At 57.4% G+C, this 20,364-nt stretch carries 15 protein-coding genes; 12 read left to right on the plus strand and 3 right to left on the minus strand.

Annotation, left to right across the window (positions count from 1 at the left end; translation table 11 throughout):
• Nucleotides 1-324: 324 nt before the first annotated feature.
• On the plus strand, nucleotides 325-1,659 hold the full coding sequence (locus M3330_RS15825) for a UDP-glucose/GDP-mannose dehydrogenase family protein (RefSeq protein ID WP_080678495.1): 1,335 nt from the start codon (nucleotides 325-327) through the stop codon (nucleotides 1,657-1,659).
• Nucleotides 1,660-1,693: 34 nt separating this feature from the next.
• On the opposite strand, the gene rfbB is transcribed toward M3330_RS15825, so the two are convergent.
• Nucleotides 1,694-2,701, minus strand: coding sequence for a dTDP-glucose 4,6-dehydratase (gene rfbB / locus M3330_RS15830; RefSeq protein WP_024101948.1), 1,008 nt, complete (start codon nucleotides 2,699-2,701; stop codon nucleotides 1,694-1,696).
• A gap of 63 nt (nucleotides 2,702-2,764) precedes the next feature.
• Between rfbB and rfbA the strand changes: the two genes are divergently transcribed.
• The 11 genes from rfbA (at nucleotide 2,765) to M3330_RS15875 (ending at nucleotide 17,169) form a co-directional block, all read left to right on the plus strand.
• A complete protein-coding gene (gene rfbA, locus M3330_RS15835) occupies nucleotides 2,765-3,637 on the plus strand; it encodes a glucose-1-phosphate thymidylyltransferase RfbA (RefSeq protein ID WP_024101947.1) in 873 nt (290 codons plus the stop codon).
• A gap of 2 nt (nucleotides 3,638-3,639) precedes the next feature.
• A complete protein-coding gene (gene rfbC, locus M3330_RS15840; RefSeq protein WP_024101946.1) occupies nucleotides 3,640-4,239 on the plus strand; it encodes a dTDP-4-dehydrorhamnose 3,5-epimerase in 600 nt (199 codons plus the stop codon).
• Between the two features lie 922 nt (nucleotides 4,240-5,161).
• Nucleotides 5,162-6,184, plus strand: coding sequence for a glycosyltransferase family 4 protein (locus M3330_RS15845; protein WP_080678494.1), 1,023 nt, complete (start codon nucleotides 5,162-5,164; stop codon nucleotides 6,182-6,184).
• An 82-nt stretch (nucleotides 6,185-6,266) separates the two neighbouring features.
• On the plus strand, nucleotides 6,267-7,532 hold the full coding sequence (locus tag M3330_RS15850; protein WP_144376951.1) for a glycosyltransferase: 1,266 nt from the start codon (nucleotides 6,267-6,269) through the stop codon (nucleotides 7,530-7,532).
• Nucleotides 7,529-9,037 carry a lipopolysaccharide biosynthesis protein gene (locus M3330_RS15855; RefSeq protein ID WP_041803450.1) on the plus strand — a complete coding sequence of 503 codons (1,509 nt, stop codon included), beginning with the start codon at nucleotides 7,529-7,531 and terminating at the stop codon, nucleotides 9,035-9,037. The genes M3330_RS15850 and M3330_RS15855 overlap by 4 nt, the downstream gene beginning before the upstream one ends.
• Before the next feature lie 92 nt (nucleotides 9,038-9,129).
• A complete protein-coding gene (locus M3330_RS24505) occupies nucleotides 9,130-9,936 on the plus strand; it encodes a polysaccharide pyruvyl transferase family protein (RefSeq protein WP_369683125.1) in 807 nt (268 codons plus the stop codon).
• Nucleotides 9,937-11,883: a glycosyltransferase gene (locus M3330_RS24510; protein WP_080678491.1), complete on the plus strand. Its 1,947-nt coding sequence runs from the start codon at nucleotides 9,937-9,939 to the stop codon at nucleotides 11,881-11,883.
• Complete coding sequence (locus M3330_RS15860) at nucleotides 11,873-13,246, plus strand: O-antigen ligase (protein WP_144376949.1); 1,374 nt, start codon at nucleotides 11,873-11,875, stop codon at nucleotides 13,244-13,246. The genes M3330_RS24510 and M3330_RS15860 overlap by 11 nt, the downstream gene beginning before the upstream one ends.
• Nucleotides 13,247-13,330: 84 nt before the next feature.
• Nucleotides 13,331-14,356, plus strand: coding sequence for a polysaccharide pyruvyl transferase family protein (locus M3330_RS15865; RefSeq protein ID WP_041803448.1), 1,026 nt, complete (start codon nucleotides 13,331-13,333; stop codon nucleotides 14,354-14,356).
• A 614-nt stretch (nucleotides 14,357-14,970) separates the two neighbouring features.
• Entirely contained in the window at nucleotides 14,971-16,077 is a 1,107-nt protein-coding gene (locus M3330_RS15870; RefSeq protein WP_041803832.1) for an IS110 family transposase, read from the plus strand.
• Nucleotides 16,078-16,188: 111 nt separating this feature from the next.
• Complete coding sequence (locus M3330_RS15875; protein WP_080678490.1) at nucleotides 16,189-17,169, plus strand: IS481-like element ISRae1 family transposase; 981 nt, start codon at nucleotides 16,189-16,191, stop codon at nucleotides 17,167-17,169.
• Between the two features lie 34 nt (nucleotides 17,170-17,203).
• Here the strand turns inward: M3330_RS15875 and M3330_RS15880 are convergent, their stop codons facing one another.
• Nucleotides 17,204-18,304 carry a glycosyltransferase gene (locus tag M3330_RS15880; protein ID WP_080678489.1) on the minus strand — a complete coding sequence of 367 codons (1,101 nt, stop codon included), beginning with the start codon at nucleotides 18,302-18,304 and terminating at the stop codon, nucleotides 17,204-17,206.
• A gap of 58 nt (nucleotides 18,305-18,362) precedes the next feature.
• Nucleotides 18,363-20,144: a DUF4012 domain-containing protein gene (locus tag M3330_RS15885; protein ID WP_255028921.1), complete on the minus strand. Its 1,782-nt coding sequence runs from the start codon at nucleotides 20,142-20,144 to the stop codon at nucleotides 18,363-18,365.
• Nucleotides 20,145-20,364 lie beyond the last annotated feature (220 nt).

Consider the following 20,364-nt stretch of genomic DNA (forward strand, 5'->3'; position numbering starts at 1 on the left):
CTTCGACACTGTTGCGAAATTTTCCGCAGATTGAACGAAATTAAACGGCGATAGATGTCCACATGGGATGAGCTTGTGTAAGCACGAACATTATCGCGTGATATGGCCGAAGGGAGGGCGAAGTTGTCGAGGGAGCGCCGGAGGGGCGCGCCAAAGTTGCGGCAGGGTCTGCGTCCCCTGAGCGAGCTTGTTCGTATCCCAGGCGCCGATGCTGCGTTCACTCTCTTTGGTGAGACGGAACAGATTTCCTTTTGATTCCGAGAAGTTTACTCGAAGTCAGCGAGGGTATACGTCCTGATCACTCGCGAAAGGTACGAAGTCCTCATGCGCTGTACAGTCTTTGGAACCGGGTATCTCGGCGCAACGCATGCAGCGTGCATGGCCGAACTTGGGCACGAGGTGATGGGTGTTGACGTCGACCCGAGCAAGATCTCCAAGTTGGAGGTGGGAGAAGTTCCCTTCTACGAACCGGGGCTGCAAGATATGCTGCAGCGCAACGTCGACAGTGGCCGCCTGTCCTTTTCTACTTCGTATGAGGAAGCTGTAGGTTTTGCAGATCTTCACTTTATAGCCGTAGGTACACCGCAGAGGCGGGGTGAATACGCGGCAGACCTCACACAACTTCTGTCGGTGGTCGACCGCTTGGCGCCCTTGCTTACCGAACCTGCTGTACTTGTGGGAAAATCAACGGTTCCGGTCGGTACGGCTGAAATGATTGCGGAGCGCGCGCGCAAACTGGCGCCTGTCGGCGGTGCTCTTGAAATCGCTTGGAACCCGGAGTTCTTACGGGAAGGATTCGCCGTACAGGATACTTTGACGCCCGATCGACTAGTGATCGGGCTTGCGTCAGGTCTCTCTGGGCGTGCCGAAGATTTATTGCGTAAGGTCTATCAGAAATTGATCGACGAAGAAGTTCCGATAATAATAACCGACCTCGCGACGGCCGAGCTTTCCAAGTCCGCGGCCAACGCGTTCCTGGCGACGAAAATCTCTTTTATCAACGCAATTTCCGAAATTTGCGAGCCAGCAGGTGCGAACGTAAGTGATTTGGCAAATATACTCGGATTGGATCCTCGGATCGGGCGCAGTTTCCTGACCAGCGGATTGGGTTTTGGTGGCGGGTGCCTTCCAAAGGATATCCGTGCCTTGATGGCTCGTGCAGGTGAGCTGGGTGCCAGTGAAGCCCTTCACTTCCTTCGCGAAGTAGACAGCATCAACATGCGTCGTAGAACAAAGATGGTGGAGCTTGCACGCCACGCATGCGGAGGCTCGGTGCTCGGTGCTCGACTCGCAGTTCTGGGTGCCGCTTTCAAACCTCGGTCTGACGACGTTCGTGATTCCCCTGCTCTAAGTGTAGCCGGGCAACTTCAACTCGAGGGGGCTGCCGTCTCCATATTCGACCCGCAGGCAATGGATAACGCACGTCGGGTTTTTCCTACACTGAATTATGCTACGAGTTCGTTTGAGGCGTGCGAGAGGGCGGACGCCGTCCTTGTGCTAACTGAATGGAGCGAGTTCAAAGATCTCGATCCTTCCGAATTAGCGACGACCGTGCGTTCACGCGTAGTGCTTGATGGTCGGCAGTGTTTGGAGCAAGCGCGGTGGGAGGATGCTGGATGGAGGTATCTCGCTATGGGGCTGCCAACCATCAACCGATAGGTACGTCGGCCCAATCTCCATACACCCCAATCGATTAGATCTCAAGAACGCGCTCGGTGCGGCTGTAGGCGGCCTCGGTGGCCCGTTTCTGTGGCGTCCACCACTGCTCGTTGGCGCGGTACCAGTCGATGGTCGCGGCCAGGCCCTCACGGAAGTCGCGGTAGCGGGGCGCCCAGCCCAGTTCGGTGCGCAGGCGGGTCGCGTCGATGGCGTAACGCAGGTCGTGGCCGGGGCGATCGGTGACGAAATCGAACTCGTCACGGCCCTTGCCGCACAGCTCGAGGACGGTTTCGACGACGGTGCGGTTGTCGGTCTCCCCGTCGGCGCCGATCAGATAGGTCTCGCCGAGCCGGCCGTGTTCGATGATCGTCCACACGGCGCTGTTGTGGTCGTCGACGTGGATCCAATCCCGCACGTTGGTGCCGGTGCCGTAGAGCTTGGGGCGCACACCGGTGAGCACGTTGGTGATCTGGCGGGGGATGAACTTCTCCACGTGCTGATACGGGCCGTAGTTGTTCGAGCAGTTGGAGATGGTCGCGCGGACGCCGAACGAGCGCACCCAGGCGCGCACCAGCAGATCCGAGCCGGCCTTGGTCGACGAATAGGGGCTCGACGGGTTGTAGGCGGTGGCCTCGGTGAAGCGGGCGGGGTCGTCGAGGGCGAGGTCGCCGTAGACCTCGTCGGTGGAGATGTGGTGATAACGCACGTCGTACTTGCGGACGGCCTCGAGCAGCGTGAAGGTGCCCACGAGATTGGTCTGCACGAACGGTGCGGGGTTCGCCAGCGAGTTGTCGTTGTGGGATTCGGCGGCGAAGTGCACCACCAGATCGGTGTCGGCGACGAGCCGGTCGACGAGGTCGGTGTCGCCGATATCACCTTCGACGAAGGTGATCGTGTCGGCGACCGGGTCGAGGGAGGCGCGGTTGCCGGCGTAGGTGAGCTTGTCGAGCACGGTGACCTGCGTGTCGGGTCGTTCCGCGACGGTCTGATGGACGAAGTTCGCGCCGATGAAACCGGCACCACCAGTCACAAGCACTCTCATGTTGCCAACCTCCATCTGTTGCCTCAACTCGCCGGTATCAATCCGCAATGAAAGACTGCGTGTATGCGTGGAATCATTCTCGCCGGGGGGACCGGATCGAGACTTCATCCGATCACTCTTGGTCTCAGCAAGCAACTTGTACCAGTGTTCGACAAGCCGATGATCTATTATCCATTGTCGACTCTCATGCTGGCTGGCATTCGTGACATCTTGATCATCACTACCCCGCACGATTCCGACCAGTTCCGGCGCCTTCTTGGAGACGGATCTAGGTTCGGGGTCAACCTGACCTATCGTGTTCAACCCGAACCAAACGGGCTTGCACAGGCTTTCGTCCTTGGTGCCGAGCACATTGGCAACGACTCAGCAGCGCTTGTGTTGGGTGACAACATCTTCTATGGGCCGAGAATCGGTTCGCAGCTCGCTCGATTCGAGTCAATTGAGGGTGGTGCTGTCTTTGCATACCGTGTATCGGATCCAAGCGCATACGGTGTGATCGAATTCGATGATCGTGGCCGCGCGATCTCTCTAGAAGAAAAGCCCAAGACACCCAAGTCGCCATATGCGGTACCTGGCCTCTACTTCTATGACAACGACGTGGTTGACATCGCCCGCAATCTGACTCCCTCCGATCGCGGTGAGTACGAAATCACCGATGTTAACCGCGCCTATTTAGAGGCAGGAAAACTGCAGGTCGAGGTTTTGCCGAGAGGAACTGCATGGCTCGACACCGGAACCTTCGATTCGCTGCTCGACGCGTCCAACTACGTGCGTACCATCGAGGACCGGCAGGGACTGAAGATCGGCGCGCCTGAAGAAGTCGCGTGGCGTCGAGGATTCATTACAGACGACCAATTGCGGAGGTTGGCCCAGCCGTTGGTCAAGTCGGGCTACGGAAAGTACCTCCTAGAACTCCTCGACCGAGAAGGGCGATGACGATGCGTTACCGCGAACTATCAATTCCAGGCGCGTACGAGATTACGCCTCGACAGTTCGGTGACGACCGGGGCGTGTTCCTCGAATGGTTCAAGCAGGAGACCTTCACCGACGCCGCCGGCCGTCCCCTGGAGTTGGCGCAGGCGAACTGCTCGGTCTCCGCCGCCGGGGTGCTGCGCGGCATCCACTACGCGGATGTCCCTCCCGGACAGGCGAAGTACGTCACGTGCGTGTCGGGGTCGGTGCTCGACGTCGTCGTCGATCTGCGGGTGGGGTCGCCGACCTTCGGGCAGTGGGATTCGGTGCGGCTCGACACGAAGGACCGGCGCGCAATCTTCCTGTCCGAAGGCCTCGGCCACGGTTTCCTTGCACTCGAGGACAACTCGACCGTCGTCTACCTGTGCTCGACGGGCTACAACCCCGACCGGGAGCACGAGGTGCACCCCCTCGATCCTGACATCGGCATCAACTGGCCTACGGTCGGATCTGGGGGCTCTTCACTTGAGTTCGAACTGTCCGCCAAAGACAAGAGTGCACCAGGGCTAATGGAAGCACGGGACGCCGACCGCCTACCGTCGTGGCCAAAGTCACCTGAGCGTTGAGAGTAGCGGCTCCGCGAACCGCAGGCTGGCGCGCGCGACAGTGCAGTCGGACGCAATCGATATCGTCTCGAACCGGGCCGAGCGACGGACATGGCGAGGAACAAAAGCGGCGCGAGCTTCTGGCAACGAGCGCTTCCCTGCGCTGCTTGAAGTTCAGATCTCCCAGGCTGCCACAGCTGGTAGGCGACTGCACCGCTGGCGAGTATGGGTGATGTCCACTCGCGTCACCAAGGCACAGGTTCTTGTGACATGGGACACTCTGTAACCTGTATGCCCACTCAAGAAAAAATCTAACCGCTAACGTCGGTGCAAAAGTGCCATTTACATGCGGTAATGGCGCCCTCGAAGCCTCCGCTTATCGTTCCTGCTCTGCGCTCAAGTTGCCAAACGCTCCGACCCCCACAATGCTGGTATCTAGTGCACACTACCAGCAGGTAGATGCATGAGCAGTGGGCGTCATCTGAACCCTGCGCATACTCCTGGGGAGGAAGTGTGTGCAGCCACACAGAGTGGCGCAATCAGTCCACGAGGTCGGAAGTACCGTTTCGGGGAGGGAACACATGGCAGTCGACGTTCTGCCAACTTGGAGTATTTCTCGGGCAGAGGTGGAGCCTCGGAAGGCATCGCGCTATTGCGGAACCCGCGTCCTCGGCGAGCCTGCCAACGGATGTGCCGTCGCGCAGGTGCGCAGGATAGGGGTGCCAGGTAGGACTAAGACGCCGCGTATAGCAGCGTGTGTCCGATTCATACGGAGGGAACAACCCGAACGGGCTCGGCCTTTGCTCCGCCTACTCAATGTATCGCGGTAGTTCGTCTTCATGGCTCTCACCTGCTCACCGACCGTTCCTTTGTGCAAGCACAATCGTGCAAAAATTTTGTCTTTGGGGCGAGATGTGCTCCATCACACGGCGAAGGCTTCTACGTGACTGACCTAATTACAGTGGTTTATCCCGACGACCGTGGGGTTCGGATCTGGGGCGACCTTGCGTCAAATACTGAGGTGCCGGGACAGTGGCCTTATGGACTGGAGGCCATGAGGACTGCCGCGAGCCAGGTCACCTACAAAGATGTCCCCTCCGTCCCATCTACCGGGAAAATCGCCGCAATATTCGGTATGTACCCAAACGCTCGACGAGTCCCTTCTGGGACTACTTCGCTCACTTGGGATGAAGGGGCTGCGCAAAGGATGCTCTATCATGCGCCGGCCGAGAAAATGTACTCGGGCGTTATCTGGTCAACTGACGAGATAATGCGGAAAGAAAACAAACTCCGGAACAAGGCTATGAGAAGCGGGCTTCGGCGGATGGACGGATTGTGGTGTCTGTCCAAAGCACAAGTTCATCCATTAGCTGACTGGCTCGACGTGTCCCCTCAGAAGATCGAGTACCTACCTTTTGGCATCGATCACGAATACTTCAAACCGGACCTTTACCCTCCGGAACCAATGATTCTAAGCGTAGGAAACGATGCTGATCGAGACACAAGAACGCTTTTTCAAGCGATGTATAAGATCCACAGCAAGTTTCCTGATATCCGTATTGTTGTACAGACGAACAGTAATTTGACCGCCCCCGAGGGTGTGCAAAAAATTGCCCGCGTGCCTCATGCCGATCTCAAGAAATTGTATACACGCGCCGCAGTCGTCGTTGTCGCGACGCGAATGAACCTTCACGGTTCAGGCATGACAGTTGCGCTTGAGGCAGCAGCAAGCGGACGACCGGTAGTAATTACCGCAACCCCTGGAATCGACGACTATGTTGACGATGGGGTTACGGGATACCTAGTTCCTCCTGAAGACGCAGATACGCTGGCCAACAAGGCAATTTCGATCCTTCGTGACCCCGCCGCAGGGGCACAAATGGGGCTCCAGGGTCGCCGACGGATCGAAGAGTATTTCAATACCCGTAGGATGGCGAAGGACCTTGTCGCGATGGTGGGAGTTTAAGGTGCGATTTCCCACGCGATGGTGCAAGTGGGCGAGTGGTGCTCCGTTTCCGAAAAAGATAATTGATACGCGAACGTCTAGCGTGGCCACCGAAGTCGCTGATTCGAATGAACGAACTCCGCAAACACGAGTTGTTTCCATTTCCATGTACGTGCCGTATGAAGGCATTCAGAACGCGGGGGGCGAATATATCCGCCGGCACCTAGACGAGGTGTCAAAGGGGTCGAAAACCAGTGTTATCGCGTTCGCAACGCCGGAGAACATTCAAGGGGCTTCCAAGGTCGACCCGCCTTCACTCGATGTGATCTTAGTAAACCAGCCGCTATGGGGAAAGGGCCTCCTGACGCGAGCGTTAAAGAGAGTTATCCGCAAGCTTGCGCCTATCCTACCTCCCCTCGATTTCGCAATCCGATTCATGCTTTCGCCGGACGTGCGTGCCGCGTTGCGGGAAGCTGACGTCGTGGAATTCCAACACACGGAGCTATTTGTATTCGTTTACTTCTCTCGAATTTGTGCTCCTGATGCTAGATTCGTCGGAGTTGTTCACGACGTCATCAACGAACGTCTTGTTCGGCTCATGGAAACAAAGGGGTTGTACGGAAGAACGATCGGGAAAGCGGTGACAGCTTTCTGCCACACTATAGAACGAGTAACATGCTCAAGCATGGACGAGCTATTGGTGTTTAACTCTGATAGTAAATCAAAACTCGAAAATCTAGGTGTGAATTCGCGTTTTGTTATCGCTCCACCTCCGCTGGACACGCCGGCAATGCCGCTCCTCGAAGGACCGACGCAGCGTAGTGCCTCCGCTCCCCGCATACTATTCGTCGGGGCATTCGATCGCGCCGAGAATCAGCAAGCGGCCTTATGGCTTATGGACTCTATTTGGCCGAAAATCCTCCAGAAGTTGCCGGAAGCGCATTTGGATATCGTAGGAGCAAAACCATCTACCGAAATGTTGCAAGCGGGTAGAAAATCCCCAAACGTTACAATTACCGGATACGTGGACACACTTGACCCGTATTACCAATCAGCATCCGTGACTGTCGTCCCTCTACTGAGAGGCGCGGGTGTCAAGTTTAAGACAATTACTGCCATGCTGTGGGCAGTTCCCGTGGTATCGACACCAATCGGTGCAGAGGGAATCCTGAACAGTGATTGCTATCTCGCCGTGACCTCGGACACGGTGACGTTTGCCGAAGCCGTGGTAAGAGCCCATATTGATCGGGAGCACGCGACAAAAACTGCTGAACGCGCGCTGCTCCAAGCAAGAAGTATCTATACGCAGCAGGCGCACGCGTACGCCATTGCGGGAATTTACCCCAACATAAAGGCGTCTCTCTTATGAGCGCACCGAATACTCCCGAGAAGAACGACACGACCGTCTCTAGTGGGTCGGCGTCGCGATTATCTCTTGGACGGCTCGCCACCCGTGGCGCAGTAGTAAGTGGCGGAGCGCAGATTGGGCGCTTCGTCCTTCAATCGCTGGGGATAGTTCTGTTAGGTCGGATCCTTACGCCGGCCGACTACGGTATATTGGCAATGATTATCGCAATTGTCGGGATCGGGGAAATTATTCGAGATCTCGGACTCTCCTCCGCGGCCGTCCAAAGCAAAGAGTTGAGCCAAGATCAACAAAGCGTACTTTTCTGGATCAATACAGCGATTGGCTTCGTCCTCTTCGTAGCCCTGTTTATTTCGGCACCTTTAATCGCTGCCTTCTATAATCATCCTGAGATATCTGACGTTGTGCGACTGATATCGTGCACTTTCGTGATTAATGGAGTCGCGTCGCAGTATCGTGCGGGTCTTGTCCGTGACATGAAATTCGGGAGAATTTCGGGCATTGAAGTAGTCGCGCAGAGTGTTGCCCTTGGTCTGGCTGTGGTGATGGCTTTAAGTGGCTGGTCGTATTGGTCCCTGGCTTGGCAGCAGATCATCCAAGCGGGTGTGATCCTAGTGGGGCTAATTTTCGTTGCTCGTTGGCGCCCGAGTTTTCCGTCGCGAGGCACCAAGATCGCTACCCAGTTGCGCTACGGAACCAACTTCGCGCTGACACAATTGGTAATTTATACGAGCACCAATATTAGTTCGGTTCTTCTTGGAAAAAGGTTTGGTGCGGAGCCGCTGGGACTTTATAACCGTGCATATCAATTATTCTCGTTGCCAATGAATCAATTGACTGCACCTGCGACGAATGTTGCGCTCTCAACGTTGTCGAAAATCCAGGACGAGACGGACAGATTTAATCAGTTCGTACTACGAGGGCAGCTGGTACTCAGCAGCCTTATCATCTGTGGTTACGTGTGGGCATTCACTCAGGCCGATTCGCTTGTAAGCTTAGTTCTTGGCGACAAATGGAGCGGAATGACACCTCTGCTGCAAATATTCATTATTGGCGGCGTATTCCAAATCTTGAGCTTTTCGTCTTACTGGATATTTTTGTCCAAGGGATTGACGGGGTCAAACTTGAGGTTTGCGCTACTGACCAGAAGTGGCCTCATCGTGCTGGTGGTCCTTGGGTCATTGAACGGGATACATGAAGCGGCAGTCGCGTACGCGATTGGCGTTGCGATTATTTGGCCCTTGGGGCTCACTTGGTTGCGTGTATTGCACGGAGTCAGTGTATGGCCCTTGTTCTTGACAGGTGTTCGAACCGTCACCGCCTACGCCATGGGTGGGCTCGGCGCGTATGTTGGATCAACGGTTTTCGAAACTGATCTGGTGAGTCTTCTCATGTCGCCCCTTTTCATGGCCGTGTCACTACTTGCTGTCGCGGCTGCGTGGCCAGCCTTCCGCCGGGATGTGTCGATGATTTTCAAGACGACAACGCTAATTGGCCGGAGCAAGTAAATGGCGGGTAGGAGGTTGTTGTGAAAGCATTTTGGTGGTCACCAATTCGTATGCCTAGGACGATTCGGGAGGAGGTCCGCGGGTCCTCTGTGATGTGGGCCCGTCAGTCCGCCCGGACTGGCCGGCCTTTCACGAACTTTGGCGATGAACTTTCGAGGTACGCCCTTGAGTACGCATTCAGAACAAAGATTTCTTGGTCTCGTCCCCAGTCCGCGGATATATTGGGCATTGGATCGATTTTGGATTTCTACCTCCTCGCTGGTGCGCGAGGGGCAGTAGTCTGGGGAACGGGTTCCCGAGATGGAAACGTGTCGCACGACGGTGAGGCGCGTGCGTTGCAATTTTCGAAAGTGCTAGCTGTACGTGGTCCCCGGACACGAGACGCTCTGGGGTGTTCTGACCGCCTGCCGATGGGCGATCCCGGTGTTCTTGCGGCGAAGCTGGCAGCTGATGGACGGCGGCGTAGCAAGGTTGCTCGTCGCACTCTCTTACCGCACTTTAGGTCTTGGTCGTCGCCCGAGGGTGTCGCGTGCATCAAGGAAGCGTCGAAGGAGGGGTTCAGTATTATCTACCCCACAGATTCACCGACGCGAGTGATCCGAAAGATCATGGACTCGGACGTACTTCTATCCTCTAGTTTACATGGGATCATTGTTGCGCACTCAGTGGGAACTCCCGTGATTCCTGTCAATTTGGAGCGCGACGGCAGCGAATCTCGCTTCAAATTTGAGGATTATTTCGCTACAGTTAGAAGCGAGTATAAACCGCTCGACTTGAAGGAAGTCCTGAGTCCGCGGTTCGTGAAATATGCCGAGGAAAGCGTAGCGTCGGCTCCCGATTTTGAGGAGATAACCTCGCAAATTGCTGACGCGCTTATTTCCGTCGCAAGGAGGGCATAAATGAAGTCTTCGTATCTCGATTCCGAATCTCGATTGAACGTTTCGGACTCCGTAGCTGCGGTAGTAGTCCACCATAAGAGCCTTGCGACTATCGGCGACACAATCGGCGCACTGACTCAGGCAGGTTTGTCGCCACAAAATATTGTGGTTGTCGACAATAGCGAAGACCAGACGACGTTCGACAGCCTGAAGCTCGAGCTCCCGGATGAGGTTCTCCTCGCTGCATGTCCAAATGATGGGTACGGCGCGGCTGTGAACTTTGGAGTGCGCTACCTCGACGCGGTAGGGCGGAGACTTCCGTTTACACTTATATCGACACACGAATCGCTGCCTGACGAGGATGCAGTCGCAGTTCTGGCAAGGGTGCTGGCTGACGATGACACGTTGGGGGTTGTAGGCCCGCTCCTCATAACCGGCTCCGACAGAGACGTTGTCTGGTCCGCCGGCGGGTACCTCAGTCGGCTATTGCGAGTTCCTCGACATAGGCGCCACCTCGAAGCCGTGGAACATGTGTGCGGAAGCGGTGGTGACGCCGTCCGACGTGTGGACTGGCTCGATGGAGCCTTCTTGATGTACCGCTCGTCGGTGCTGAAAGCATGTGCCGTGGACGAGGACTACTTCCTGTATATGGAAGAGGTTGACCATCATCTCTCCCTGGCCCGCCACGGGTATGGGGTGGCGATTGCGACGGATGCGCGCGTCTGGCAATCGTCCGCCGGACTCCCACCGTATTGGTCCGCGAGGAACACCTACCGCTTTCAGCGTCGCCACGGTTCGCCGCTTAGCCGTCTGCTCACTCCTCGTTATGCATACGCGCGGACCGCACTCGCGGGGTTGCGTCATTTCGATCAGCGGACCGTCTTGCGCTTGCGACGCTTACGAGAAGGTTGGAATGTACGGGACATGGCGCCCAAGGAGGCGGGTCTTGTCATCGTCAATCCACTAGAAAAAGCTCTTGCTCACTACGTCGGCGAACTTGAGGCGACTGTAAACAAGCTCGGAGTAGATACCTCCGTACTTGCAACCTGCGAGCCGTCAGCCACGGGTGGCGGACGTGTAAGGTGGCTCGCTCGTTACGTCGCTCTCTTGATGAAATCGCGAAAGATCGCGCGAAAGAATGGCGTCCGTGCTCCGGTTATTGTGACATGGCCAGTTCTCGGTTACATAGATGTGCTACTTGTGCGAGTACTCGCTGGCCCACATGCTTGGGTAGTTATGCATGACCCCCGCCCCCTCGTAAGAAGCGCGGGATACGGACGAGTGGTGCGGTGGTGCGTGCGGCTATACGGCGCACGATGGAAGATGATCGTGCATAGCGAGCGCGCTCTTGCACATGTCAGAGAAGATTCCGGAACGCAGAATGCAATTAATTTACCGCATCCAATTCTGCACAACTCTCGCGGAAGTGATGTTACAAGGACGCGAGATGTACGAGTTTTCGGGCAATTCAAGCGCGACCGAGACTTGTCCGCCCTTGAACATATTCCCAAACATTGTCCAAGCGAAATCTCATTCGAAATACATGGCCGTGGATGGCCTGAAATATCAGGTTGGAGGGTGAGGGACAAGTTTATCCCAGAAACAGAGTTGGATGAACTCCTGCGGAGTTCCGGAGCTGTATTGATCCCGTACAAAAGGTTCTATCAAAGCGGAATTGCAATACGATGCTTAGAAAACGAGGTGCCGTTCGTCGGTCCCGCAGATAGTTCTCTGTCTGATTTGCTCGAGGAGTGCTCACCCCTTCTCGTGGCGAATGGTGACTGGGTGTCCGCGGTGCAGGCTGCTCTGAACCTTCCCAATGACTCTATGAGAAAGTTTTCTCGCAGGTATGGTGAGCGGTGCTTATATGGCTGGCAAGCATGGCTGCGGATCGTCGACGGGAGGCCGCCCAGTGTGGTCGGTCGAGAACCCCGGAACACCGAAGTAGAGGCTTCCAATGATTACTGAGCTATTCGAGCTTGCGCTACTGGCCGCGGCAGTTCTGGCGGTTGGCATTTTCGCCTATGGTGCGCGGCAGCTTCCTGCTTTCGTGCTTGGAGTATTCTTCCTGTCGATATTTGCATTTTCGCGTAGCATATTTCGTATCGGTGCGCCTACAAGCCACGTTGGGATTACCTCTAGCGTGCCAAGTGTATGGATTTATTCCTTAGTCCTGGTGGCTGTGGCGCTCGTCTCCTTCGCGGCTGCGCGAAAGATAATTCCAGCTCCGTGGGTGCCGGCAATACTATTTGTTACTCTCGGTGCCGCATTTGTGTGGCCCGCAAGTCCGGCCGTCATTTCGGGTAGTCTGCACTATCTGTGGGCTGGCCTTGCGGCTGGTATGGGAGGGCTTTTCGCTGGGCGATTATTGCGGGGGTACGCCGAACTTGCGTGGGTCATCTTCGGGGTAGCGGTGGTCGAGGCTGCGTTTTCCGTTTTTCAAATGTTTGGGACGGCGACTGCGCTTACTCAACTCTTCGCTGTGAATGAAGTTACTTCGGAAACAACTGCAGGACGGATCTCGGGTACAACGGACCATCCTGGGACGCTGGGAAAGCTGGTCTTCCTGCTCATCATGGTTGCTCTTCCTTTGTTGGGAGCCGAGCGACGCGATATTCGGCGGCTTGGTGCAGCATCACTCGGCCTGTTCGCGATTCCTCTCGTTTTTTCCGAGGGACGGGCGAATTTTGTTGCTGCCTTAACGCTGCTATTGGCATGGCCCATCGTATCGGCTGTTACCAAAGCGAAATCTAATTTTGGACCTAAGAAGGCGGTTGTCGCGTTCTTTGCGGGACTCGTTGCGATTTCATCGTTGGGTATCTACCTCGCTCGGTTCAGCGCAGATCCCATGGGCGGCCCCCGTGAACATCTTATGGAAGTCGCGTTGAAGCAGATCGAATTGCGTCCTTGGATCGGTACGGGTCCGAATTTATATATTCCGGTTGTCGGCGCATATGATCCGTTGACCGCGAACGGTTGGCCAGTTCACAATGCGGTGATATTGGCGGTTGCTGAGCTTGGATTGATAGGCGGATTTCTCGTCTTCGTCCCCTTTCTTATAGTAACAGGTAAGGCATTTAAGTTGAGGGCAGCGTCGGGTTATTCGGGTGAATATGCACGGGTATGGTTATCAGCGATACCGGGGTTTGCGGTCATTGCGTTCACCGGATGGGGACTCTTGGGAGGGTCCACCTTTGTCCTATTTTCCTTCGTCACGGGATTTTTCTGGGTCGTTTTGAGTCGAGAATGGAGTGGAGAGAGTTATCTTAATTCTTCCCCAAATTTGACGCGGGGCCGCCATGAGGGGGAGCCCTCTGCGGCGCGCTCCTAAGCAGGCTACTGCTGTTCCGGGCTGATTGTATAACTTGACTTGCTTTGTATAACTTGACTTGCTCGCTCTAGAGAGGTTGCAGGGATGACCACTGATTTCGACGATGCGATTTCTGGGATTCAAGAACATACTTTGAACGTTCTTAAGGAGTTTATAGATCCGAGCCAGGAAGTCGCGCTATTGGATTTTCCAAACCACCAGAATGCCGGTGACTCCCTAATATGGCAAGGAACTCGACGTTATCTCAAGAGACTCGGTGTTAAGGTTGGATATGTTGCCGACTCCTCTCGTTACGATCCGAGTCTCCTTCGAAGGAAGGTTCGCGTAGGTCCGGTTCTGATACAAGGGGGAGGGAATCTTGGTGACCGGTGGACGCATATGCAGCGCTTCCGTGAGCGTGTCATTGAAGATTTTCCTGATCGAACGATTATTCAGTTGCCGCAGAGCATCGATTTCGGTCCAGGATATGCTCTCGAGCGAGCTCAGAGAATATTTTCTGGACATCCTGATCTTACGCTGCTCATTCGTGACAGAGTCGGAGTGGAGCGAACTAAGGAACTATTTCCGACAGCGACGGTGAAGTTTTGCCCAGATCTCGCATTTGGAAACGGCTCGATCCAACAGTCGTGTATTCGGAAACCTCAAAGTCCAAGACGGGATTTGGTTTTGCTTCTTCGACAGGATAACGAAGCTAAGTCCCACGGTTTTCCAACTCCAGAGAAAGCAAGTTACTTGAAGGCGGAGTGGGGTCTCCGTGGAAAGGCTGGGCTTCTTTGGAAAGTTTTACATGTCCCTGGCGCAATCTCGAAGAGGATTCCGGGTGTTGCTCCCTTGCTCTACCCCGCCGTTGCGGCGGCGTACGAGTACCAGGCGAACCTCAACGTTCGGACGGCGTGTAAGATTTTGCTTTCAGGACGAGTGGTCGTGACTGATAGGTTGCACGCCACTGTGCTCGCCTCGCTATTGCAAATACCGGTCGTTGCGATGGACAACGAAACGGGCAAGGTGGGTGCGATCTATCGCGATTATCTGCACAAGATGCCGAAAGTGAGTTTTGCAGGGAGTTCGGATGAGGCATTGGCCCTTGTGGAGAGGATGTCTTGCCCCTGATTTCCTTCCGCTTATCGATCGTGAATTGCATGAACCTAAATAGGGAAAGCCTGTGATTCGGAAGACGGTCGTGCAGTATACGCGTCGGTATGTCGGATCAAGAGACGTTGGATCTGGAGTCCGGCCCGTCGATATGCCATACCCTCCTTGCGGGTGCTATCCGGCTCCGTCCGCTAGCAGGCCGGTCAGCTGACAGGTCTGCCAGCTTATGGGGTATGAACCCCGTGGAGCCGGCGTACCCACGTCTTCCTGAATGAGTTCACTAGCTGTTGCGGGTCATGACGTTGTAGACACCACCAGGGGCTGACGAAGGCGGACGGGCCTTCCGACGGCAGGATGGGAAGTACCACCAACTCATCCGCCGAACGAAAGAACCCGTCCGTGCTCCACCAACTTGTTCAATTTGGTGCAGGCGTCGTGGTCTGCAGCCATGATGTCCGAGGCGGTGGTCGGGCAACGCTCATGCTCCACCTGTCGCCCGTTGCGGGTCGACTCAGTTACGGCATGCGGTCCGGCCATCTCCGCCGCGGGGAGTGGCTCGAGAGAGGTCTGCATAGCCGGAAGTTGGTGTGCCCTCCTCGCTCATCGAATCGAATCGAGTCGAGGGAGTGGTGATGACGCAGGAACTCAACAACTGCACAACTCCGGTGGTGATCGCCATCGACCCGCACAAAGTGTCGTGGACCGCAGCTGCGGTCGACGCCTCGCTGCGGCCGTTGGCCACCCTCCGAGTTCCGGTCAGCGACGACGGATACCGAAGGCTACGCCGATTCGCAGGGCGCTGGTCGGACACCGGATGGGCCATCGAGGGAGCTACCGGTCTCGGGGCCCCGCTGACCAGGCGCTTGAATGCGGACGGCATGGACGTGGTCGACGTCCCCGCCAAGCTTGCCGCTCGGGTGAGGTTGCTCTCCACCGGCCACGGCCGTAAAAGCGACGATGCCGACGCCATATCCGTCGGGGTCGCTGCGTGGACCGCACAGGGCCTGGAGACAACCCGGATGGACGCCGCGGTTATCGCGCTACGGGCGATCGTCGAGCACCGCGACGACCTGGTCAAGACGCGCACCCAAACCGTCAACCGGCTCCACGTCGTGCTTACACACCTGATCGCTGCGGGCGCTCCCCGGGGACTGACCGCCGACCAGGCCGCCAACATGCTGCGCCGGGTGCGTCCGCGCGACGTCGCCGATAGAACACTTCGCGGGTTGGCGGTGGACCTGGTCGCTGAGGTGCGACAACTCGACCGGCGGATCTCCAAGGCCGCCAGTGATATCGAATCTGCAGTCACTGAATCCGGCAGCTCACTGACCGAGCTGTGCGGGATCGGGAACTTGACCGCGGGCAAGATCGTCGCCCGGGTCGGATCGATCCACCGGTTTCGGTCCGCGGCCGCGTTCGCCTCGTATACCGGTACCGCTCCGATCGAGGCGTCCTCCGGCGATGTCGTTCGGCACCGGCTCTCCCGCGCCGGTGACCGGCAATTGAACTGCTGCCTGCACATCATGGCCATCACCCAGATCAGCCGAGACACCCCCGGCCGCGCCTATTACCAACGGAAAAGAAAAGCCGGTAAGAGCCACCGGGAAGCGTTGCGCTGCTTGAAGAGAAAACTGTCCGATGTCGTCTACCGACAGCTCCTCCGCGATGCGGCAACGGCGCTGGCGGCAGATCCGGGAGGACAGTCGGGGGCGGCTCTCATGTCCTGCGCGGCCGGCTGACACCCCGCACACCGGCACTTCGGATCGGTCACTTCCCGGACCCACCACAGGCAACTCTACAACCCCGGACGCAGCTTCCCGGTTGACACAGAGAGGTGCCGTAACGCCCCGCTGTCCGTCGAAGGTCGCCGCCGTCTCGTCGAGCGGTGCCAGACTCGTCCGCTGTCCCATGTCGCCGCCGAGATGGGGATCTCCCGGGCCTGCGCCAGCAAATGGATGGCCCGCTACCGCGAACACGGTGAACTCGGCCTGCTCGACCGCCCCAGCGTCCCGCACCACCAGCCCACCGCGACCCCGGCCGAGACTGTGGCGCGGATCGAGACCCTGCGACGGAAGCACAAGTGGTCCGCGGCTCGTATCGCACACGAGCTCGCCGCCGACGGCATCAGCATCTCGGTACGCACCGTCAGTCGGCACCTCGCTCACCTCGGCTTGAACCGGCGCAGGTTCCTCGATCCGAACGGCGAGAACAACCGCCAGCCACGCCGGATCATCGCCCGCTGGCCCGGCCACATGGTGCACGTCGACATCAAAAAAGTCGGCCGAATCCCCGACGGCGGTGGCTGGCGGGTCCACGGCAAGGGCTCGGATCAGGCCAAGAAAGTCGAGCGCGCCAAGACCGCCGGTGCCCGCGCCGGCTACGTCTACCTGCACTCGGCGGTCGACGGGTTCTCCCGCCTCGCCTACACCGAGGCCCTGGCCGACGAGAAAGCCGCCACGGCAATCGGGTTCATGCACCGGGCGAGGGTGTTCTTCGCCGCCCACGGCATCGTGCACATCCACCGGGTGGTCACCGACAACGGGTCCTGCTACCGGGCGAAGGACTTCGCGAAAGTGCTCCACGGTGGCCGGCATCAACGGATCACCCCGTACACCCCTCGTCACAACGGGAAGGTCGAGCGCTACAACCGGATTCTGGCCGAAGAGTTCCTCTACGCCCGCGTCTGGACCAGTGAACGGCAACGCGCCCAGGCGCTACAGGTGTGGAATGTGCACTACAACTATCATCGCCCGCATACTGCCGTCGGTAACCGGCCGCCCGCGAGCAAACTCCGGACCGGTGTCACCAACGTCATGGCCTCATACAACTAGCGCGTAGAACAACTCAGCTCTTGCCCTACGTTAACTATCTCAAGGTTGCCTGAAGGAGTGAGGATTCGTAGCTCTTGCAGACGATCTCCCAGGTATATTCGGCTTCTTGGCGGCTATAGGCGTTCATACGCAATTGCTCCTGCGTTTCCGTATTGCTTAGCACCGAGCGCAATGAATTGGCGATGTGATGCGGTTCCGGAGCAACGAACAGTCCTCGAGGCCCCAGAACCTCGCGATTAAAGGCCGTGTCGCGGGCAACGATAGGCGCTCCACACGCCATCGCCTGCACCAACGCTGGGTTTGTTCCTCCTACGCTGTGTCCGTGGAAGTATGCCCCAGCGTGCTGCCATAAGGAGAATAGTTTGTTGTCGTCGCTCACGTGACCCATCCAGCGAATCCGAGGCGAGCTTGTTGCCAATTGTTCGGCTTTGGCATCGAGTTCGCCCCCATATCCTGAGGAGCCCACGATGACGACGTCCCATTCCTTCGAAAGTTCTTCTGCTGCAGTGAAGAACTCTTCGACGGAATTTTCAGGTACGAACCTTGCGACCATGAGCGCATAAGATCCGGGTGTGAGGCACTCTACAGGCGCGAGAGTGCCGGGGCGCGAGCCACCATACGGGATGAAGTCACCATATCTGTGGAATTCGTCCTCCCAGCGTTGGCCGATGGCGCGGGAATCGACTACAAGCCTATCGGCGAATTTCGCGGTGAGGCGAGCTCCCGTTTTGAAGGCTGTCTTAGCTTTTTTGCCCCACTTCGCACGTTCCCATTCGATTCCGTCGACGTTGACGACGGTAGGAATTCCACGAGCCTTGAGGATAGGTAGCCAGTAGCCGTTGGCTACGTTCATAACGAGAGCGACGTCGGGTTTCCTGAAGGCGGCATGAAGGCTTGATGTGAGACCGTAAGAAAGGGTACTGAGCGATTTAGACTCGATACCTTTCGTCACGACGGTTCTAACGGACACATCCTGATCTGGGTCGTCCGTTTTGGTGGCCCCGTCCCGACCGTAAACTGTAACGTCCCATCCTTGGCTTACGAGGTAAGGGGCGAGCTGCCTGACGAGGGTTTCAAATCCGCCGTAGTAACTGGGATACCCGCGGGTTCCGATGATGGCTACGGAATTGTTCATGTTCTTCCTTGTTCTAATCTCGATTTAGATGCTGCTTAGTCAGTATCGCTAAGGTCGGTTAGCCGCATAGCGGTGCATCGATACGAACACTGGGCTGATCGACGAGCGGCTGAAGAGGTACGCGTGTGATGCCCTCCGCAGTGGGTTCTTCGAGTTCGTAGACAATCACGACTGTCTCGCCTTGAGGAACCGGCGCCTGCACGTTGAAAAGGGGGTGGCCGCGCTCCTGTCCGGTGTAGCCGAACGCGGGGATACCGTTGATTGTAACCTTCTTTAACTTGGCCCCTTGGGTTGCGAGCAACCCGACGTCAGTGAGGTTTGTGCCTACAGGAGCGCCGACAGGATTGTCGAACATTCCTGCAACGTAATTCGTGTAGTTTCCTGCAGGAAGACCGTTGGTCAGCCGTACCGTCACCTTCGATTCACGGGTGTCTCCGTCACACGACCCGGCTGTGTACTCGATCTCGCGTTCCAAGTAGTAGTCCAATTTGTTCCCGCCGAGGTTGTTGATCACCACGTGCGCATATGGAGCGGGGTCATCGGGAACCACGTGGCCCAGCGGTGTCGTGGCCAGAACGTCCTGTTCTTCAGGGACGGAGCTCCATACGGCTAGCCGACCTTCACCGGCTGCCCGACCGAGTGCCTCGAGGAGTGCCCGCGGTTTGGAGATGCTGCCGGTCAACTTCTTCACCACGGTTTGTGCGACCGTTTCCAGGTACGCCTTACGTGCCGCCTGGTCGTCGCCGAAACGTGAGTAAGCGGTGGACTCGGTCAGTTCCACGACGTTCTCCGCGGTGATCTTCTCTCCGTCTGGAAGGGTGACGTCACCGACCACATCGAGGACATAGCTCAACGCCACCGGATCGGTCGCGATCGCTCCGTCCACGCGTTGGCCCGTCTCCTGCTCCCACATCGACTGCCAGATCTGGCCCGCGTAAGGGAAGTGCGGACTCACATTGCTGTTGCGGAAGTCCTGAGTGGGCCGGCTGTGCCCGTAGGCACGCTGGAAATCGGGGCCGAGGTCGATGGGGTCGTAGTCGAACCGGAATTCCCGGTTGCTCGTGACGTCGTCGACGGAGACAGCGCCATCGTTTGCTCGGATCACCGTGAAACCGCCGAGTAGGCCGCCTGTACCGCGTGCCTCTGCGTTCGTCTGGAAACCGACGAAGTAACTACGCGGACCGTCGGCACCCAGCATGGCCGGCGCGATCTGGGCTGCGAGCGAAGTGTTGTTCAGTAGTCCGGACAACTCGGACACCTGGTCCTGCAGATCGACCCGCGCGTCGTCGATCAGTCCCAACCACGTGCTGTCGACGTTCTGGGCCTGCTCGTCGAGGTCACTGATCGCCGCAGAGGTCGTCTCGAGGACGGGCGCGGCATCGCGGAGAGCCGCAAGATTGATTCGTGCGCCGTCCAAAATCAACTGATCGGGAGACACGGCACTACCTGCGTCGACCGCCGGAAGGAGAACCTGCTCTGTGAGACCACTCACAATGGTGGTCATCTGGCGAGTGGAATCGAACGGGCTCCCCAAGAATGGAACGGCACCGGCAATACGCCACGGCACCGAGTCGACCGAACTCTGGGCGTCCTGGGCGTAACGATCGGCGTCGCCCGCGACGATGCGGGCCCTGTCGGTATCGCCTGCGAGCAGTGCGTCTTTCGCCTGCGTCGCGAAGTTCTGAGCCTTCTCCAGATTCGACTTCGTCTGCAGGCCTTCGTAACCCAGCCAGCCGATGAATCCGACGACGACGAGCGCGCCTACGCCGCAGCCGATCTGCACGCGCCGGCGCTTCCTCCGCTGAGCTGCGATCTCCTCGTCGGACAAGCGCCTGCGCACCTTGCGCCTACGCCGTTCGGGCAAATCTGACTCACCGGTAACATCGTTCACGCCGCTTGTGCCCCCTTCGTGGTTTCCGTCGAGACGATAACCCGTTTCCGAACTGGCCGACCGTTCAAGTGGTGGGTAACCGTGACTGTAAGTAAACTTCTGCACGGATCGTGACCGCGGAGTTGGGAGGCTCTGTCCACGATCGCATGACGGGGAGGATTCTGCACTC

Source organism: Rhodococcus sp. GA1 (assembly GCF_024321955.1).
In the GTDB taxonomy this organism is placed as follows: Bacteria; Actinomycetota; Actinomycetes; order Mycobacteriales; family Mycobacteriaceae; genus Rhodococcus; species Rhodococcus pyridinivorans.

What these genes read in the sequence shown, in the direction of transcription:
- M3330_RS15825 (WP_080678495.1), top strand. Translation starts at nt 325, where the DNA reads ATGCGCTGTACAGTCTTTGGAACCGGGTATCTCGGCGCAACGCATGCA.
- rfbB (WP_024101948.1), bottom strand. Translation starts at nt 2,701, where the DNA reads ATGAGAGTGCTTGTGACTGGTGGTGCCGGTTTCATCGGCGCGAACTTC.
- rfbA (WP_024101947.1), top strand. Translation starts at nt 2,765, where the DNA reads ATGCGTGGAATCATTCTCGCCGGGGGGACCGGATCGAGACTTCATCCG.
- rfbC (WP_024101946.1), top strand. Translation starts at nt 3,640, where the DNA reads ATGCGTTACCGCGAACTATCAATTCCAGGCGCGTACGAGATTACGCCT.
- M3330_RS15855 (WP_041803450.1), top strand. Translation starts at nt 7,529, where the DNA reads ATGAGCGCACCGAATACTCCCGAGAAGAACGACACGACCGTCTCTAGT.
- M3330_RS24505 (WP_369683125.1), top strand. Translation starts at nt 9,130, where the DNA reads ATGTGGGCCCGTCAGTCCGCCCGGACTGGCCGGCCTTTCACGAACTTT.
- M3330_RS24510 (WP_080678491.1), top strand. Translation starts at nt 9,937, where the DNA reads ATGAAGTCTTCGTATCTCGATTCCGAATCTCGATTGAACGTTTCGGAC.
- M3330_RS15860 (WP_144376949.1), top strand. Translation starts at nt 11,873, where the DNA reads ATGATTACTGAGCTATTCGAGCTTGCGCTACTGGCCGCGGCAGTTCTG.
- M3330_RS15865 (WP_041803448.1), top strand. Translation starts at nt 13,331, where the DNA reads ATGACCACTGATTTCGACGATGCGATTTCTGGGATTCAAGAACATACT.
- M3330_RS15870 (WP_041803832.1), top strand. Translation starts at nt 14,971, where the DNA reads ATGACGCAGGAACTCAACAACTGCACAACTCCGGTGGTGATCGCCATC.
- M3330_RS15880 (WP_080678489.1), bottom strand. Translation starts at nt 18,304, where the DNA reads ATGAACAATTCCGTAGCCATCATCGGAACCCGCGGGTATCCCAGTTAC.